At 59.4% G+C, this 13983-nt stretch carries 9 protein-coding genes; 4 read left to right on the forward strand and 5 right to left on the reverse strand.

From position 1 onward, the window contains the following. Nucleotides 1-28: 28 nt before the first annotated feature. The 3 genes from EWV35_RS02715 (at nt 29) to secA (ending at nt 4735) form a co-directional block, all read left to right on the forward strand. A complete protein-coding gene (locus tag EWV35_RS02715; RefSeq protein ID WP_129657891.1) occupies nt 29-877 on the forward strand; it encodes a ComF family protein in 849 nt (282 codons plus the stop codon). A 174-nt stretch (nt 878-1051) separates the two neighbouring features. After that, complete coding sequence (hpf, locus tag EWV35_RS02720) at nt 1052-1753, forward strand: ribosome hibernation-promoting factor, HPF/YfiA family (protein ID WP_129657894.1); 702 nt, start codon at nt 1052-1054, stop codon at nt 1751-1753. Nucleotides 1754-1969: 216 nt separating this feature from the next. Then, nucleotides 1970-4735 (forward strand): preprotein translocase subunit SecA, encoded by a 2766-nt coding sequence (secA, locus tag EWV35_RS02725; RefSeq protein WP_129657896.1) that lies wholly within the window; start codon nt 1970-1972, stop codon nt 4733-4735. Between the two features lie 190 nt (nt 4736-4925). Here the strand turns inward: secA and EWV35_RS02730 are convergent, their stop codons facing one another. From EWV35_RS02730 to EWV35_RS13255, 3 genes are all read right to left on the reverse strand, one after another. After that, a complete protein-coding gene (locus EWV35_RS02730; protein WP_129657898.1) occupies nt 4926-5438 on the reverse strand; it encodes an Rv3235 family protein in 513 nt (170 codons plus the stop codon). A gap of 89 nt (nt 5439-5527) precedes the next feature. Beyond that, complete coding sequence (locus EWV35_RS02735) at nt 5528-6391, reverse strand: LysM peptidoglycan-binding domain-containing protein (RefSeq protein WP_129657900.1); 864 nt, start codon at nt 6389-6391, stop codon at nt 5528-5530. Between the two features lie 213 nt (nt 6392-6604). After that, entirely contained in the window at nt 6605-6826 is a 222-nt protein-coding gene (locus tag EWV35_RS13255) for a helix-turn-helix domain-containing protein (RefSeq protein ID WP_193554073.1), read from the reverse strand. Between the two features lie 303 nt (nt 6827-7129). On the opposite strand from EWV35_RS13255, the gene EWV35_RS02745 reads away from it, so the two are divergent. Further along, a complete protein-coding gene (locus tag EWV35_RS02745) occupies nt 7130-8710 on the forward strand; it encodes a sensor histidine kinase (RefSeq protein ID WP_129657904.1) in 1581 nt (526 codons plus the stop codon). Between the two features lie 113 nt (nt 8711-8823). Here the strand turns inward: EWV35_RS02745 and EWV35_RS02750 are convergent, their stop codons facing one another. Beyond that, nucleotides 8824-9072, reverse strand: coding sequence for a WhiB family transcriptional regulator (locus tag EWV35_RS02750; RefSeq protein WP_129359941.1), 249 nt, complete (start codon nt 9070-9072; stop codon nt 8824-8826). Between the two features lie 634 nt (nt 9073-9706). Next, nucleotides 9707-13756 (reverse strand): FtsK/SpoIIIE domain-containing protein, encoded by a 4050-nt coding sequence (locus EWV35_RS02755; protein WP_165168300.1) that lies wholly within the window; start codon nt 13754-13756, stop codon nt 9707-9709. Nucleotides 13757-13983 lie beyond the last annotated feature (227 nt).

Genomic DNA, 13983 nt, shown 5'->3' on the forward strand with positions numbered 1-13983 from the left:
GTGACGAGGCCGAATAGGAAGGATCCGCATGGAAACAAGCGATGCGCTGCAGACCTGCGACCGGATGGCCTTGCGCCTGACGGACGCGGTGGCCGACGCCGTGGAGCTGATTTTTCCTCAACCGTGCGCCGGGTGTTCTGAAGGGCGAGGCCCCGTATGCCGGATTTGCCGAGCTCTCGTGCACAGGCTTGTCTCCTGTCCGCGGGATGTTGCCGATGCGTTGCCGCAATGGCCCTCGCAGGTTCCTTGCTTTGCGGCCGGGTCCTACCGTCACGAATTGGCGAGGCTTCTCCTCGCGTTCAAGAACGCCCAACGGGTCGACCTCGCACCCTTTCTCGGTCGAGCGTTGGCGCGGTCCGTCGCTGAGGGGTTGAAAGGTCGCCGGCCAGCCCAATACTGCACGCAGGGCTCGTCTCGGGGAGCGGACACCGTCTTGCTGATCCCCGTGCCCTCTTCGGCCGCGGCGTTCAGGAGGCGTGGGTTCGTACCCAGCGAGCTGCTCATTCGCAAGGCCGTCGGATGGAATAGCAGACTCCACGAGGCCAAAAGACGCGGTGGCTTGCGGGTCGCTCCGCTGCTTGTCAGGAGGGAGCCTCACTTTCGTGGACTCGTCTCCAGCATGACGGGCAGTGTGAACGGACAAAAGGGCCTGAGCGCTCGCCAGCGTTCGCAGCGCGTGGACGGGTCCATGCATGTCTGTATGTCTGCACCCGCTCGGTTGATGGGACTCCGACCCAACCTCCGGGGGCGCACATGCATCCTCGTCGACGATGTGGCGACCACGGGATCGACCCTCCGGGAGTCCAAGCGCGCCATTGAGAAAGCCGGCGCCAGGGTGGTGGGAGCGGCCGTCATTGCGAGTGTTCGTGCGCCCTGAGTGAAACTCCGAATGTTTAGCGCGTCACATTGATCGGGTGGGTGACGAAAGGTTCTTCGTCAATTAATGTTGAGTCAAGGAGACGGGCAGATCCGCTCCCCGTGAGGCTCGAGGGCCCGAGCGCGACTCGCTAGCCAGCGAGACCTCACCTCGCCCCAACCGCGGGAGGCCATCGTGGAACTCAATGTATACGGACGCAACGTCAAGGTCCCGGATCGCTTTCGGGAGTATGCAGAGGAGAAGGTCGAGAAGTTCGAGAAGCTCAACGACCATATGGACGTCGTTGATGTGAAGGTCAGCAAGGTCGGAAACGGACCTCAAGCCATCACCGTTGAGATCACCGTTAACGGTAAAGGCCCTGTTCTTCGTGCCGAAGCTCAAGGATCGGACAAATTCGCCGTATTCGAGGACGCCTACGCGAAGTTGCTCGAGAGGCTCCGCAGGGCAAGGGATCGCCGGAAGATCCACCGCGGCAACCACCGGCCACAATCGGTCTCGGAGGCAACAGGATCAATCCCTGTGATCGACGGTTCGTCCGGAGGCCAGGTTCCCATTGAAGATATCGTCTTGGAAAAGCAGCCCGGAGACGACCAACAGGCCTCTTTCGGCGACGGTTACTCGCTGTCCGACGATGTCTCCCCAGTCGAGATCCGCAGGAAGACGTTTCCCACTGAAAAAATCACGGTGGATCAGGCGGTGGATCGCATGGAGCTCGTGGGACACGATTTCTACCTCTTCGTGGATTCGGAATTGGACAGGCCGGCGGCCGTCTATCGCCGCAAAGGATGGACGTACGGGGTGATCGTTCTCGGCGACGACGCTCCGCCCGAAGGACTCAACGAAACCAGGATGTACAAGCCCGTTACTGAAGGTTGACGCGTCGCGTTGAACACGAATGTCTCGCCCGGGCCAATATGGCCCGGGCGAGACGCGCTCAACCCAGAATTTTTGTCGCTACTAAGGCAAAACCCAGGCGCCTTGTTTAGACTTACGTAGACTGGGCTGTTGGGGTAGCACCTATGGCGGCCCCGCATGGCCTTAAACCGTGGTCACTGCACTTGGAATCTCGTCAGCTACTAGGAGTAAGTACTCGTGGCATCCTTCTTGGAAAAGGTTCTCCGCACCGGAGACAAAAGACTGCTCAAGAAATTGAGGGTCTATGCCGATGCCATCAACTCGTTGGAAGATGATTTCAAGGAGTACACGGACGCTGAATTGCGTGCCGAGACTGACTCCTTCAAGAAACGCATCGAGGACGGCGAATCGCTCGACGTCCTCCTGCCCGAGGCATTTGCTGTCGTTCGCGAAGCTGCGGGACGGACCTTGGGACAAAGGCATTACGACGTTCAGCTGATGGGCGGCGCCGCCCTTCACCTGGGAAACATTGCAGAGATGAAGACCGGTGAGGGCAAGACTCTGGTCGCAACGGCCCCCGCATATCTCAATGCGCTGACGGGCAAGGGCGTCCACGTCGTCACGGTCAATGACTATCTGGCCGAGTACCAGGCCAATCTGATGGGGCGTGTCTACCGGTTCCTCGGCCTTGAGACCGGCGTGATCGTGTCCCAGCAGACACCTGAGGTGCGCCGGAAACAGTACGAAGCCGACATCACCTACGGTACGAACAACGAGTTCGGTTTCGACTATCTTCGGGACAATATGGCTTGGACCGTGGACGACCGGGTGCAGCGTGGACACAACTTCGCCATCGTGGACGAGGTCGACTCGATTCTCATCGATGAGGCTCGGACGCCGCTTATCATTTCCGGCCCGTCGTCGGGGGAAGCGAACCGCTGGTACAACGAATTCGCCCGAGTTGCCAAGACGCTGGTGCGCGACGAAGACTACGAGGTTGACGAGAAGAAGAAAACCGTCGGCGTGCTCGAGAGCGGTATCGAGAAGGTCGAAGATCATTTGGGCATCGACAACCTCTACGAATCCGCGAATACGCCGCTGATCGGATTCCTCAACAACGCGATCAAGGCCAAAGAGCTGTTCACGAACAACAAAGACTACGTTGTCATGAAGGGCGAAGTCCTGATCGTGGACGAGCACACGGGGCGCATCCTTCCGGGACGCCGGTACAACGAGGGCGTCCACCAGTCGATCGAAGCCAAGGAACAGGTCGAGGTCAAGGCCGAAAACCAGACCCTGGCGACTGTCACACTGCAGAACTACTTCCGCCTCTATGACAAGCTCTCCGGTATGACCGGTACCGCCGAGACCGAGGCCGCGGAATTCGTCAATACCTATGAGCTGGGCATCGCCGTCATCGATCCCAATAAGCCGCTGATTCGTAAGGATCAGCCGGACTTGGTCTACAAGAACGAGGTCGCCAAGTTCGCGGCCGTCGTCAAGGACATCGCCAAGCGTCATGAGAAGGGCCAGCCGGTTCTGGTGGGTACCACGAGCGTGGAGAAGTCCGAGTACTTGTCCAAGCTTCTCATCAAGGAAGGTGTTCCGCACGAGGTCCTGAACGCCAAGAACCACGCCCGTGAGGCAGCGATCGTCGCCCAGGCCGGCCGTAAAGGGGCCGTCACGGTTGCGACCAACATGGCCGGTCGCGGTACCGACATCATGCTCGGCGGTAACGCCGAATTCGACGCGGTGGACCGCATGACGGAGCTGGGCTATGACTCTCAGGAGCGTCCCGAAGAGTACGAAGCCAAATGGCCCGAGGTCCTGGCCGAGTGCGAGCAGGCGACCAAGAAGGAACATGAGGAAGTCACGGAGCTTGGTGGCTTGTACGTGCTGGGCACCGAACGGCACGAGTCTCGCCGCATCGACAATCAGTTGCGCGGCCGTTCGGGACGCCAGGGCGACCCCGGTGAGTCCCGCTTCTACCTCTCACTTGCCGATGACCTCATGCGTCTGTTCAACGGCGCGGCCGCCGGCCGGCTCATGGCCGGGGCACCGGATGACACGGCTCTTGAGCACCGCATCGTCACCCGAGTGATTGCATCTGCGCAGAACCAGGTCGAGGCCCGGAACGCCGAACAACGCAAGAACATTCTCAAGTACGACGACGTCCTCAACCGTCAGCGCGAGGCCATTTATTCGGACCGTGCGAAAATCCTTGAGGGTGACGACATAGGCGAGCAAGTCCAAAAGTTCATCGAAGAGGTCCTGACCTCGGCCATCGAGGACAAGACGAGACAGGGGCATGCGGAAGACTGGGACCTCGAACGCCTCTGGGAGTCGCTGCAGACTATATATCCCGTCAGCATCTCGATCGAAGATCTCGAGGAGTCGGTGGGCGGTCGCTCGAAGATCACCCAGGAAAAGCTCATCGAAGAGATCCTGTCCGATGCGAAAGTCATCTACGAGACTCGTGAGGAAGAGGTCGGATCCGATGCGATGCGCAACATCGAGCGTCGGGTCGTTCTTTCCGTGATTGGGCGGCACTGGCCCGAGCATCTCTATGAGATGGATTACCTCAAGGAAGGCATCGGCCTGCGAGCCATGGCCCAGCGCGATCCCCTCGTCGAATATCAGCGTGAAGGCTACGCGATGTTCCAGACGATGATGGACGCGATTCGCGAAGAGACGGTTGCATATTTGTTCAACCTCGATCTCACGAAGCAGCGTACGCAGATGTCTTCGCAAGCGCTGACCATTCCTCAGCAGCCGAAGTTCCTCCGTTTCTCGGCTCCGAGCGAGGACGGCGGCGAGGAATCCCACATCGAGGCAAATTCGGAGGAGAACGCCCCAGCGGATGCGTCCACTGCTTCGTCTGGGGGAGAGTCTTCGAAGGCAACCACACCTGCTTCTTCGGGGGACACAGCGTCAGGCGTATCTGATCAGAAGCCCGCTCGTGGGCGGGGGAGCACGAAGAAGAGCCGCAAGAAGCGCAAATAACTTTCGCGTGACCGCGGCGTGGTCTTGCGGTAGGCACTGACCCGAATATGGGACCGGAGGCTGAACATTGCATGTTCGGCCTCCGGTCCCATTTTCATGTCGTTAGGGTCGTCGGCCCATCGCGGACCGGGGAATGCTCGGGTTTGGTCGGACCGTTGGCTTGAGAACCTGCGTGGCGGGATGATGAAGACTAGCCGATTTCGGCCTGAATGATTTGCCACTGGCCTCTCGTCTTGTGGATGCGGAGGGCTAAAGCCCGGCAACGGTCACTGTTGCCCACAACGACGCTCGCCTCATACTCGTTGCGGCCCACGGGTATGGCACGGACCCGTCGAGGCCTCAGATTGGTGGGGTTGAAACGTTTGTTCCCGAAAATGGGCTCGGCGGCAACGGGGCCTTCAGCGGTCTCGATCGTAGTCCTCCTCTCGATGCGCTCCAAGACTCTCGGATGAACCCACCGGACGAGCTGGCTCGGAGATCGTTTGCCCGAGATGACCTCGATAATTGCCACACCCATCGTGCCGGCGATGGCGTGGACTCGCCGAAGCTCCTCCCGTGGGTCTGTCGAATGATCGCGCCATTTGTAGAAAGAAGGTGGCCCTTCGGGGTGTGCCCGTGGCGTACCGCGCAGATTTTCGATGGACAGGACGGTCCCTCGTTTGATGACGCGCCGTCGGCCTCGATGCTCTGGTCGTGAGCTCATGGGAGATCCTTTCATGATCAGGGATGTTGAGTGGGAGAAGAAGCTATTGCCGGTCAGAGGTTGCCCTCCGGAACCATAGGGCCTCGTGGCTATGACGAGAATCGATGGGGCACCGCAAGCACCGTGCCGGCATGGATCAGGTGTGGTCTGCCTCGGAGAGCCGACCGGTTCTCCGACTCCACGGCATGCATGGTGCGGAGGATGTCTTCGTCCGTGGCACCGGGCCCGGCCAAGTGACCTGCTATGGACCATAGCGATTCGCCGCGATGGACGACCCATTCCCGATATTCCACCGAGCTGGAGTCATTCGACCCCGCGGCCAGCGCACGAGGTTCGCTCATGCTGGGGAAGTACGGCGACGGTTTCCCGGTGGTTTGCGTAGCCAGATCTGAGGGTGTTCGCTGGTCGGGTTGAGGCTCGGAAGCCGTCGGACGACCGGCGTAACCACCGAAGAGAGGGCTCACCTGTGCTGAGAGTGAATCTGGGTGAGTTGTTCCAAGGGCGGCGGGACCGCCGGAAATGCTCCCCGGAGTCGCTAGGGACGGCGCCGATCCGATAATGATGTGAGTGCCCAACACGAGGCCCAAGACCCTGCGCAGAATCGGGTTATTACGCCGATTATTCCGTCCACGTTGGGCCGAGCTGGATCCTGCCGCGATGGCGATGAGTACGGATGTTCCTTCAACACACCACCACAGCGACATGATGAGAGCGCCCGTCGCGCAAAGCCCCATGATGAGTTCGTCGGCAGACGGCTTTGTGCCGCCTGTTCCGGACAGGGCACCGAGAGCCAGCTCGCCGACCCCCAACCGCAAGACCATGTATATGGAGAGCAAGAGCGGAACCGCTACGGCGCCTAAACCTGCTGCAAGCCGGAGAGTCGCCGGCCGCGGACTGGTCTTTCCGAGATGCGATTGGCCGGGGCGGGGACGAGCATGTGAGCGTTTGGTCATCACGGTGTTCCTTTGATGCCGTTTGATGCGGGTTGATGATCTATATTTACAATGCGCCCGGGCTCCCGTAAAGGCCTGTGGATGAATGAAAGGCGCAATAAAGGACCAAGAGTTAATACATAGCCTGCGACAAGTGGATATATTGAGAACACAACCCGGGGTCGCCAGGGATCGTCTTACCACCGGAACCTACGGTCCGAAGGGCAGGGGCTTCTATCGAACGACGTCGTCTCGATGGTGGATGAGTTCCGCCGTCTTTCTGTATCCTTCGGCGATGTAGTCCTCGAGGACCGAACGTTCTATGCGCCACTGGCCCCGACCGCCGATCTGGATGGCGGGAAGCTCCCCGGAACGTACCAGGGCCCTCGTCTGCGATACGGAGATATTCAGGATGTCGGCGACGTCAGCCAAAGTAAGAAAGCGTCGCGCGGTCACGGGGAGGAGTCCTTCCGAGATGCTGAGAATCAGCGGTTCGTCCGAGAGTACACACCGTATATATCTCGGGTTATTCACCGCCTCAAGTCGTTCACCCAAATATGAACTACCCTCGGTTGCCCGGATCGAGGACGGCATTGCCCACAAAGAGAACCTGACTGTGAGGCCCGAGTCGCCGTGACAGCTTGTCAGAAGCTGATGGGGCACACTTCAGGTCGAGCAATTCAGGCGCAACGACTACGGAGGGCGCCTCGTCGGCCTCTAGGATGGTGAGTAGACAGCCACTCCACTTGCAAGGACGATATGACGCTCGCGGAACCTCTACTCAAAACCGGCGAATTCGGCCCGGGCGACTCAGAGTGGTTGCACCTTTTGGTTGGGGATTGGCAAATGATTGCCGATCTCGCACAAGGTGACCTCGTGCTGTGGTTCCCTGAAGAATTTCAATCGAGTGAGCGAAGCGGAAAAGGGCAAGGCGGCCCCGCTCCACAAGCCGGATTCTTGGGGATGGCGCACGTTAGGCCCTCGACAACGCAAACCGTCTTCCATCGAGACATGGTGGGGCTTCGAATGAGCTCGCAGGTGGAGACGGCCGCGCGCGCTTGTTGGTACGACCAGGCGACTCAGTTCTTGGACAGAGTGGACTGGAATGCGGAGTCGACGATGCGCGTAGTTCTGTATCCTCTCGTCCGAAACGGGCGCACGGTCGCCGTTCTGTCGTTGCACCACGGCGAACAATCAGGTCGAATGCAGGGAAGACTCGATACCGTCTTCCGTGAGACCGCACGAGAGATCCTCAGTATGGTCGCCCGAGGCGCGTGGCCGGACTTCAGCTCGTCGAATGAGACTTCGCGCGGCAACCCGAGGGTCAGTGACGGCGTTATCCGTTTGGACGCAGAAGGCCGAGTCACCTTTGCATCTCCGAATGCTGTATCGGTCTACCGACGACTTGGATTTGCGGACGCATTAACCGGGAACCTTCTCGCCGATCTGACTCGAGACCTTCTCCCCGCCGCCGAGAAAGCGGACGAGACTCTCCCGCTCGTTCTCACTGGACGCATGCCGTGGAGAGGCGAGGTCAGCACGCCCAAGGTCAGCATCACGTTCAGGGCAGTCCCGTTGAGGCGTCAGACGCGACGCGGGGAGGAGCGGTTCGGGGCGTTGCTCCTCTGCCGTGACGTGACGGAGCTGCGCCGTCGCGAATTGGAATTAATGACCAAGGACGCGACGATCCGAGAAATTCACCACCGGGTCAAAAACAATTTGCAGACTGTATCAGCGTTGTTGCGTCTGCAAGCCCGACGAATGACTTCCTCCGAGGGGAAGCTGGGACTCGAGCAGGCCATGCGTCGTGTGGCCACGATCGCCATGGTGCACGAGGCCCTGTCGCAGGGTCTGACGCAGAACGTTGATTTTGACGAGCTGATCAACCGGCAGTTCCACCTTGCGGCCGAGGTGGCTTCACCAGGACAGGCGGTTTCAACCGAAATGACGGGCGAGTTCGGTCAGCTTCCTAGTGAACTGGCCACGCCGCTAGCCTTGATCATCAACGAAATCGTGGCCAACGCCGTTGAGCACGGACTCGATGGGCATTCCGGGACCGTTACGCTCGATGGGCGTCGAGCCGATGCAACTGATGGCGGGCAAGAACTCATCGTGACCGTGGGAGATGACGGTATCGGGATGGGAGACAGCTACATCGAGGAATCGGGCGTCTCCGCCTACCGGCCCCCTTCCGAGGGAGAAGGCCTTGGAATGCAGATCGTCCGGACTCTCGTCGCCAGCGAGCTTAAGGGATCCATAGTCTGGCGTCCGCGTATCGGCGGCGGAACCGAGGTGGTCATCACCGCACAAATTCCCGAGCGGGCCGCTGACCGGTCATAGTCTGAGCGGCCTCATTGAGCCGACACCCAACAGAAAACGCCGCCCCCGGAAGAAGAAATCTTACGGGGGCGGCGCCATTGATATGAGGGGCGTGTCCATTCAGACGTAGACGTCTAGGACGCGCGGCGGGCGCGTGCGGCGCGGCGTTTCATTGCGCGTCGCTCGTCCTCGCTCATTCCTCCCCAGACACCGGAGTCTTGGCCGGTTTCCATGGCCCACTGCAAGCAGGTGTCCATGACGGTGCAGCTTCGGCAGACGGCTTTGGCCTCCTCAATTTGAAGGAGGGCCGGACCGGTATTTCCAACCGGGAAGAAAAGCTCAGGGTCCTTTTCGAGACAGGCTGCGCGACTGCGCCAATCCATCGATGCACGCTCCTTGTTTCACATGTGATGCCCCGTCATGACGCTCCAAAATCGGTTCGCCAGCGAGTAATACAAATAAAGAGCCCCCAGGACGGGGGCTTGATTGAGAACTTCTTAAAGGTTCCCACGTAAACTTCTCGTGAACAAGAGGATCGGTCTGTCAAATCGACACATAAGTGATGTTTTATCTCACACTCAAGAGCGCTTGACACGGAAACCATCCCCGGCGTGATCACGCGGTTGAGCGGGAATTTTTGGTGGATCGGCTGGCACAAATCGGTCCCGTTAGAATGGGCCCATGACTGACTCTCGATCGGAAGAAGCACGCTTGGAGAATGAGCCCCGCGTGAGTCCTTCCCGCCCCGTTTTCATCTTGGCAGGTCTTGTGAGCCTCGAGGGTCTCTGTCTTGTCGGAGCAGGAATTTTTCAAACGGTCGAAGTTTTCTTCCAGGACCACGCCATGCCTTTTGGCGCGATCGTCATTATGTCCTTTCTGTACATCGGATATGGCCTGTGGCTCATAGGAGCAGCTCGGAGCACCGTCAAAAGCAGTCTGTGGCCACGGGCGCTCATATTGTTGACCCAGATCTTTTTGATTGTTATCGCAATGCAGATGGCATCCGCGTGGGGTTGGTTACTCGTGGCAGTTCCCGTCCTGTACGGAGTAATTGTCGGTGTCCTGTTGTTCAGCGCCCCTGTCCAGAACCACCTCTTGCGGGCGAACGGACTCCGCGAGAGATAGTTCCGCTTCGATGTGACGCGGATTCTGAGAGCTGCCAGCCACACGGGGGACCCTGAAGCGCTCCCACGTCCCGTGTGACAGGAGAAATCCTTCGTCTTCGTCGAGGCGGAGCTTGTAAGGAGGCGCAGGCTCGGGCCGAAACCCGCACGAACCATTCTGGATCGGTCCCGCGAAAATCGCGCTCGTTGCGCAGCGTATCGATTCGGCCCATCGGCAGGTGATCGTCGCCGGTGATCCCATGGGAAAAGTGAGAATCGTCAAACGATGGGAATGAACGATCTCATCGACCCGATCCATCTCGGCAACAGACCAGCTCGGCACATCTCGGACAACGGCCACGTTTGGGCGTGAGCCTGCATGGCTACGTTCCTGCGCCTGGCCCAGCCCGGGCGCCATTGGATTGTTTCCGGTCTCGAAGATTCGCCAGCCCAGATGTGGGTTGAAATTCGTCAGTACGTCCAGGAGCTGTTCTTCAGCGGTACGCGACGCGTAGACCAACGCGAGTGCTTCTCCCGGTACCGCCCGAGCGCGGCATTCCTTCGGTAGAGGCGAGCTCACACCTACCAGGATTTCGATTCCGGGCTTTTGTCCCGGACCGGCTGGACACGGCTCTGGGTCAGCGACTCGAGCGCTCGATCTGCGATGGTCTGGCAGGCACCACGTCAATTTCGGCTGCGGTCTCCTCATCAACGGCAAATTCATGACAGGTGCGATCGGCCGTCGTTTTGTCGAATCGCTGTCCTGCTTGGCCCGGATCAAGTCGGCGAGGTCCCTGGTCGCATTCCGCGAAGGTGGAAGCAGCCCCAAAGGTCCCCGGTTCCGGCTCATCGTTCCTTCGCAGACCCACAGGTCGTCGAGCAGTTCGGCGGATTCGCGTGGGTGAGAAAGTCGAAATTCGTTGGAACCCGAAGCCTGGGCACAGATTTTGGCGGGGCAGTATTGTCGGATGTCGGGCGGAAGTCTTTTGCCCCCGAGAAGCGCGAGATTCCAGTGGGCGCCGTGAGTAATCATCAAATCCTGAATGTTCTTCGCGAGGTCGTAGCCGAAAGCCACGAAGCTCTCGAGGAGCCTGTCGGTGCCCTGAACGATCACTAGGGCAGGATTCGAAGGGCCGCTCCGCGGCGTGCGAATGAGCTCCGCCAGGACTTCTACAACGAAGAGCGGGTCCGCCAGATCGGCCGCGCCACGAATATCTAGCCCTGCCGCCGACGCCTCGGTCATCGTACGGTGAAGTTCCGGATCGCAAGAGATTGCGTAGATCGGCTGATTCGCCATTGCCGCTGACATCAAGAGTCTTGTGGCGAAACTCAGTTGACGCTGAACAGGTCCGACGACTTCGAGTGCGCCGAGTTCCCGACCCGTCCACAACACAGGGCCTTGCCAAGCACGTCGGGGGATTTCGCCGTGGCCCAGGTACAGGCTTTGAGACTCAGCCGTAGCCATACTGCCTGCCACCATGCGCGGATCTGAGAAGCGAGCAATCCGGTTGTCCAGACGCGGAGGTATGACTGGAGGCGTGGAATCCGATTCGATCCTTCGAACCCGTTCCGTGAATTCAGCGATATGGTCCCCGAGAATCGAGTCTGTCGACGCGGACGTCTTCTCCGTTCGGACATCACCCACTTCACGGCGCGATGCCCGTGGGATCCTCAAGGGCTTGAGCGGTGGCGTCCTGGGGAGAGCATCGACATGAAGGGCGTGAAAATGCAGGACCGAGCCGGCAACGCTCACGTATCCCGTGCCCGGGCTAGTAGCCGGAAGTTCAGCTGCTTGTGGAGTGCCGATCACACCGACGGATTCGGGTCCAGATGCGACGCGGAAACAGACGTTTATCGACACGTTCGCCCGAATATCGGCAGAAATGGCCCCTTGTGGCCGTTGGGTAGACATGACGAGGTGGATGCCGAGCGATCGGCCTGCCGCCGCTACGTGCATGAGCCTGTCCATGGCAGTGGGGAACGTGTCGACCAGGAGCCTGAACTCGTCGACGGCAACCAGGATTTCCGGCAACGGGCACCGCTTCGCGCCGGAATCACCACAGAACCCTTTGGTGTATTCCGGCCACGAGTGTGCTTTGAGATCCGCGAAGAGCGATTCCCTGCGGCGAATTTCCGCCTCGATGAATGCTAACCCTCGGAGGATGACAGGTTCGTCCAGATCGGAGAGAGTCGAGTGGACATGCGGCAAACGAGCTACAGGTCCGAAGCTGGTCCCGCCCTTGAAATCGATGAGGATGAACCCAATACGGTCCGGCGGATACCGCAGAGCCAAGGAAGTGAGAATTCCTCGCAAGAATTCTGATTTCCCTGATCCGGTCGTCCCGGCAACCACGCAATGTGGGCCGATTTCATTCAAGTCGTAGCTCAGAAGCTTCCCGCTTTTGGTCTCTCGCCCGAAATCGACCACGAGCGCTGCATCCTTTCGCGACAGTGACCAGCGGTCCGAAGCGGTCTCGATCGCGAGGTCTTCCCGTGTGGACAGCCGGCAGGAGGTCACGTGCCGGCTGGCGGGAAGCAAAGAACGATTGACGTGGGCCAATATCTCCAAGAGGTCCAGCGGTGGAATATCCGGTGCAGAGCAAATCATTCCGGCTCCGCTCGCCGTACCTATGCAGCCGTCTTTCGCCGCGTCTTCGGGCCTGATCACAAGTCCGTCGGGGGATGGGCTGATTAGAATCCCACCCCATTCGGCAGGTGGTAAGAGGTGGGAAGAGTCCAATCCGATGAAAACGACCATGCCTGGACCGTTCTCCACCCTGAATCGGTTCGCGCATACCAACGAAACGGGAGAACTGGAGAACAACGGCGCCCCGTCCACGGAGACGGTCACGACCTGTCCCCAACGTCGCGAAAACTCTCGACAGATGTCGCAGTCTTCAGGACAACCGGCCCATTCAAGGGACAAGCCGTCCACCAACAAATGGGCAAGCAGCGTCGCCATGCCGTCCTCGCGACCGTCAGTACTCATCAACAGGAGATGAGGGACCCGAAGGCTCGTCAACAGAGGCATGTTCTGCGCAGTGCAGGTCGGGCTCGAAAACCTGTCCGAAATGTGAAGGACGCGAGGGCCTCGCCCCCACCTGACCCACAGTTCTTGTGAAGTCGTCTCATAGGGAAGTCCTCCAAGTGGCGACGGAGGACTTCTGCTCCAGGCCGTAGGAGACTCGAGCCGAACAATGACCTCAGCAATTCGGGCTCCAATGGGAGGTACGAGGCGTGCGATGGAATCGAGCTCACGGGAACGGGCTTCTCCGAACAGTTTTCGATGGCGGGTCTTGCCTCTGCCCTTGGTCCACCAGTGGGCCAGGCTCACGATCGAACTCATGCAGCCGAAGAGGAGCATGAACCACATATTCCAGACCAACGCAGTGACCATGCCGAACAGGATCGGCAAGAGGCCGGTGACCAGCAAGGTTTTCCACCCCTCCGAATGACTGGCCAAGCGGAGATCTTGTTTGGGCAAGGGAAGGTACGAGACGGACAGGGGGCGTTTTCTGGTGGACTCCTCGAGCTCGAGACGCGATCCGTTGACAGTTATAGTCTCTCCGCATGCGAGCTTGGTCACAGGTCTCCGATTGGCCGGACGGAAGACGACATGTTGGTCAGTGACGTTCAGTATGGCCGCGAAAGGAGGTAGATGCGGATTGCTCAAAGAAATATCAGCGAGGTCCCGCCCCACGGTGTAAGTGCCCCTCCCGATCGGGCTGCTGGTCCCCGCCGCGAAACCCTCGGTGCAGGTGATTCTGAGGGGCGCTGCCTCGGCTGGCAGGGACGAACCCTCTGAAGCGCGAATCATGGCTCCTTCGATGAACGGTGGGGTTCCGAACTTCGCTTGATGGAGTGGGATACCTCCTACATGCCACGTTAACCGACGGCCGATGTGCTCGTTGAGGAGTTCTTCGATGAGTTCCCCCTGCGTCCCGACGGATGCTGAGACCCTCATTGAAAACCCTCGTGAAACCGTTGGATCAAAAATCGAAATATTGAGCTCCATACGGTGATCTAACGCCGTATTCTGACGGTCTCCGCCCGAAACGGCCAAAGTGGCCAACAATTGTGTACCGTTACCCGGATACCCCGGGGATCAATGCGGTTGTGGACGGACGAAGGCGTTGTCCCTGATCGAGGGTTATTTCTGAAAAACTTCTCGACGTTCGGCTGGGCTTAAGG

The sequence above is a fragment of the Rothia uropygialis genome (genome assembly GCF_004137765.1).
Lineage (GTDB): Bacteria > Actinomycetota > Actinomycetes > Actinomycetales > Micrococcaceae > Rothia.

Coding starts and splice junctions, on each gene's coding strand:
- EWV35_RS02715 (WP_129657891.1), top strand. CDS start 29: ATGGAAACAAGCGATGCGCTGCAGACCTGCGACCGGATGGCCTTGCGC.
- EWV35_RS02730 (WP_129657898.1), bottom strand. CDS start 5,438: ATGAGCTCACGACCAGAGCATCGAGGCCGACGGCGCGTCATCAAACGA.
- EWV35_RS02735 (WP_129657900.1), bottom strand. CDS start 6,391: ATGACCAAACGCTCACATGCTCGTCCCCGCCCCGGCCAATCGCATCTC.
- EWV35_RS02745 (WP_129657904.1), top strand. CDS start 7,130: ATGACGCTCGCGGAACCTCTACTCAAAACCGGCGAATTCGGCCCGGGC.
- EWV35_RS02750 (WP_129359941.1), bottom strand. CDS start 9,072: ATGGATTGGCGCAGTCGCGCAGCCTGTCTCGAAAAGGACCCTGAGCTT.
- EWV35_RS02755 (WP_165168300.1), bottom strand. CDS start 13,756: ATGAGGGTCTCAGCATCCGTCGGGACGCAGGGGGAACTCATCGAAGAA.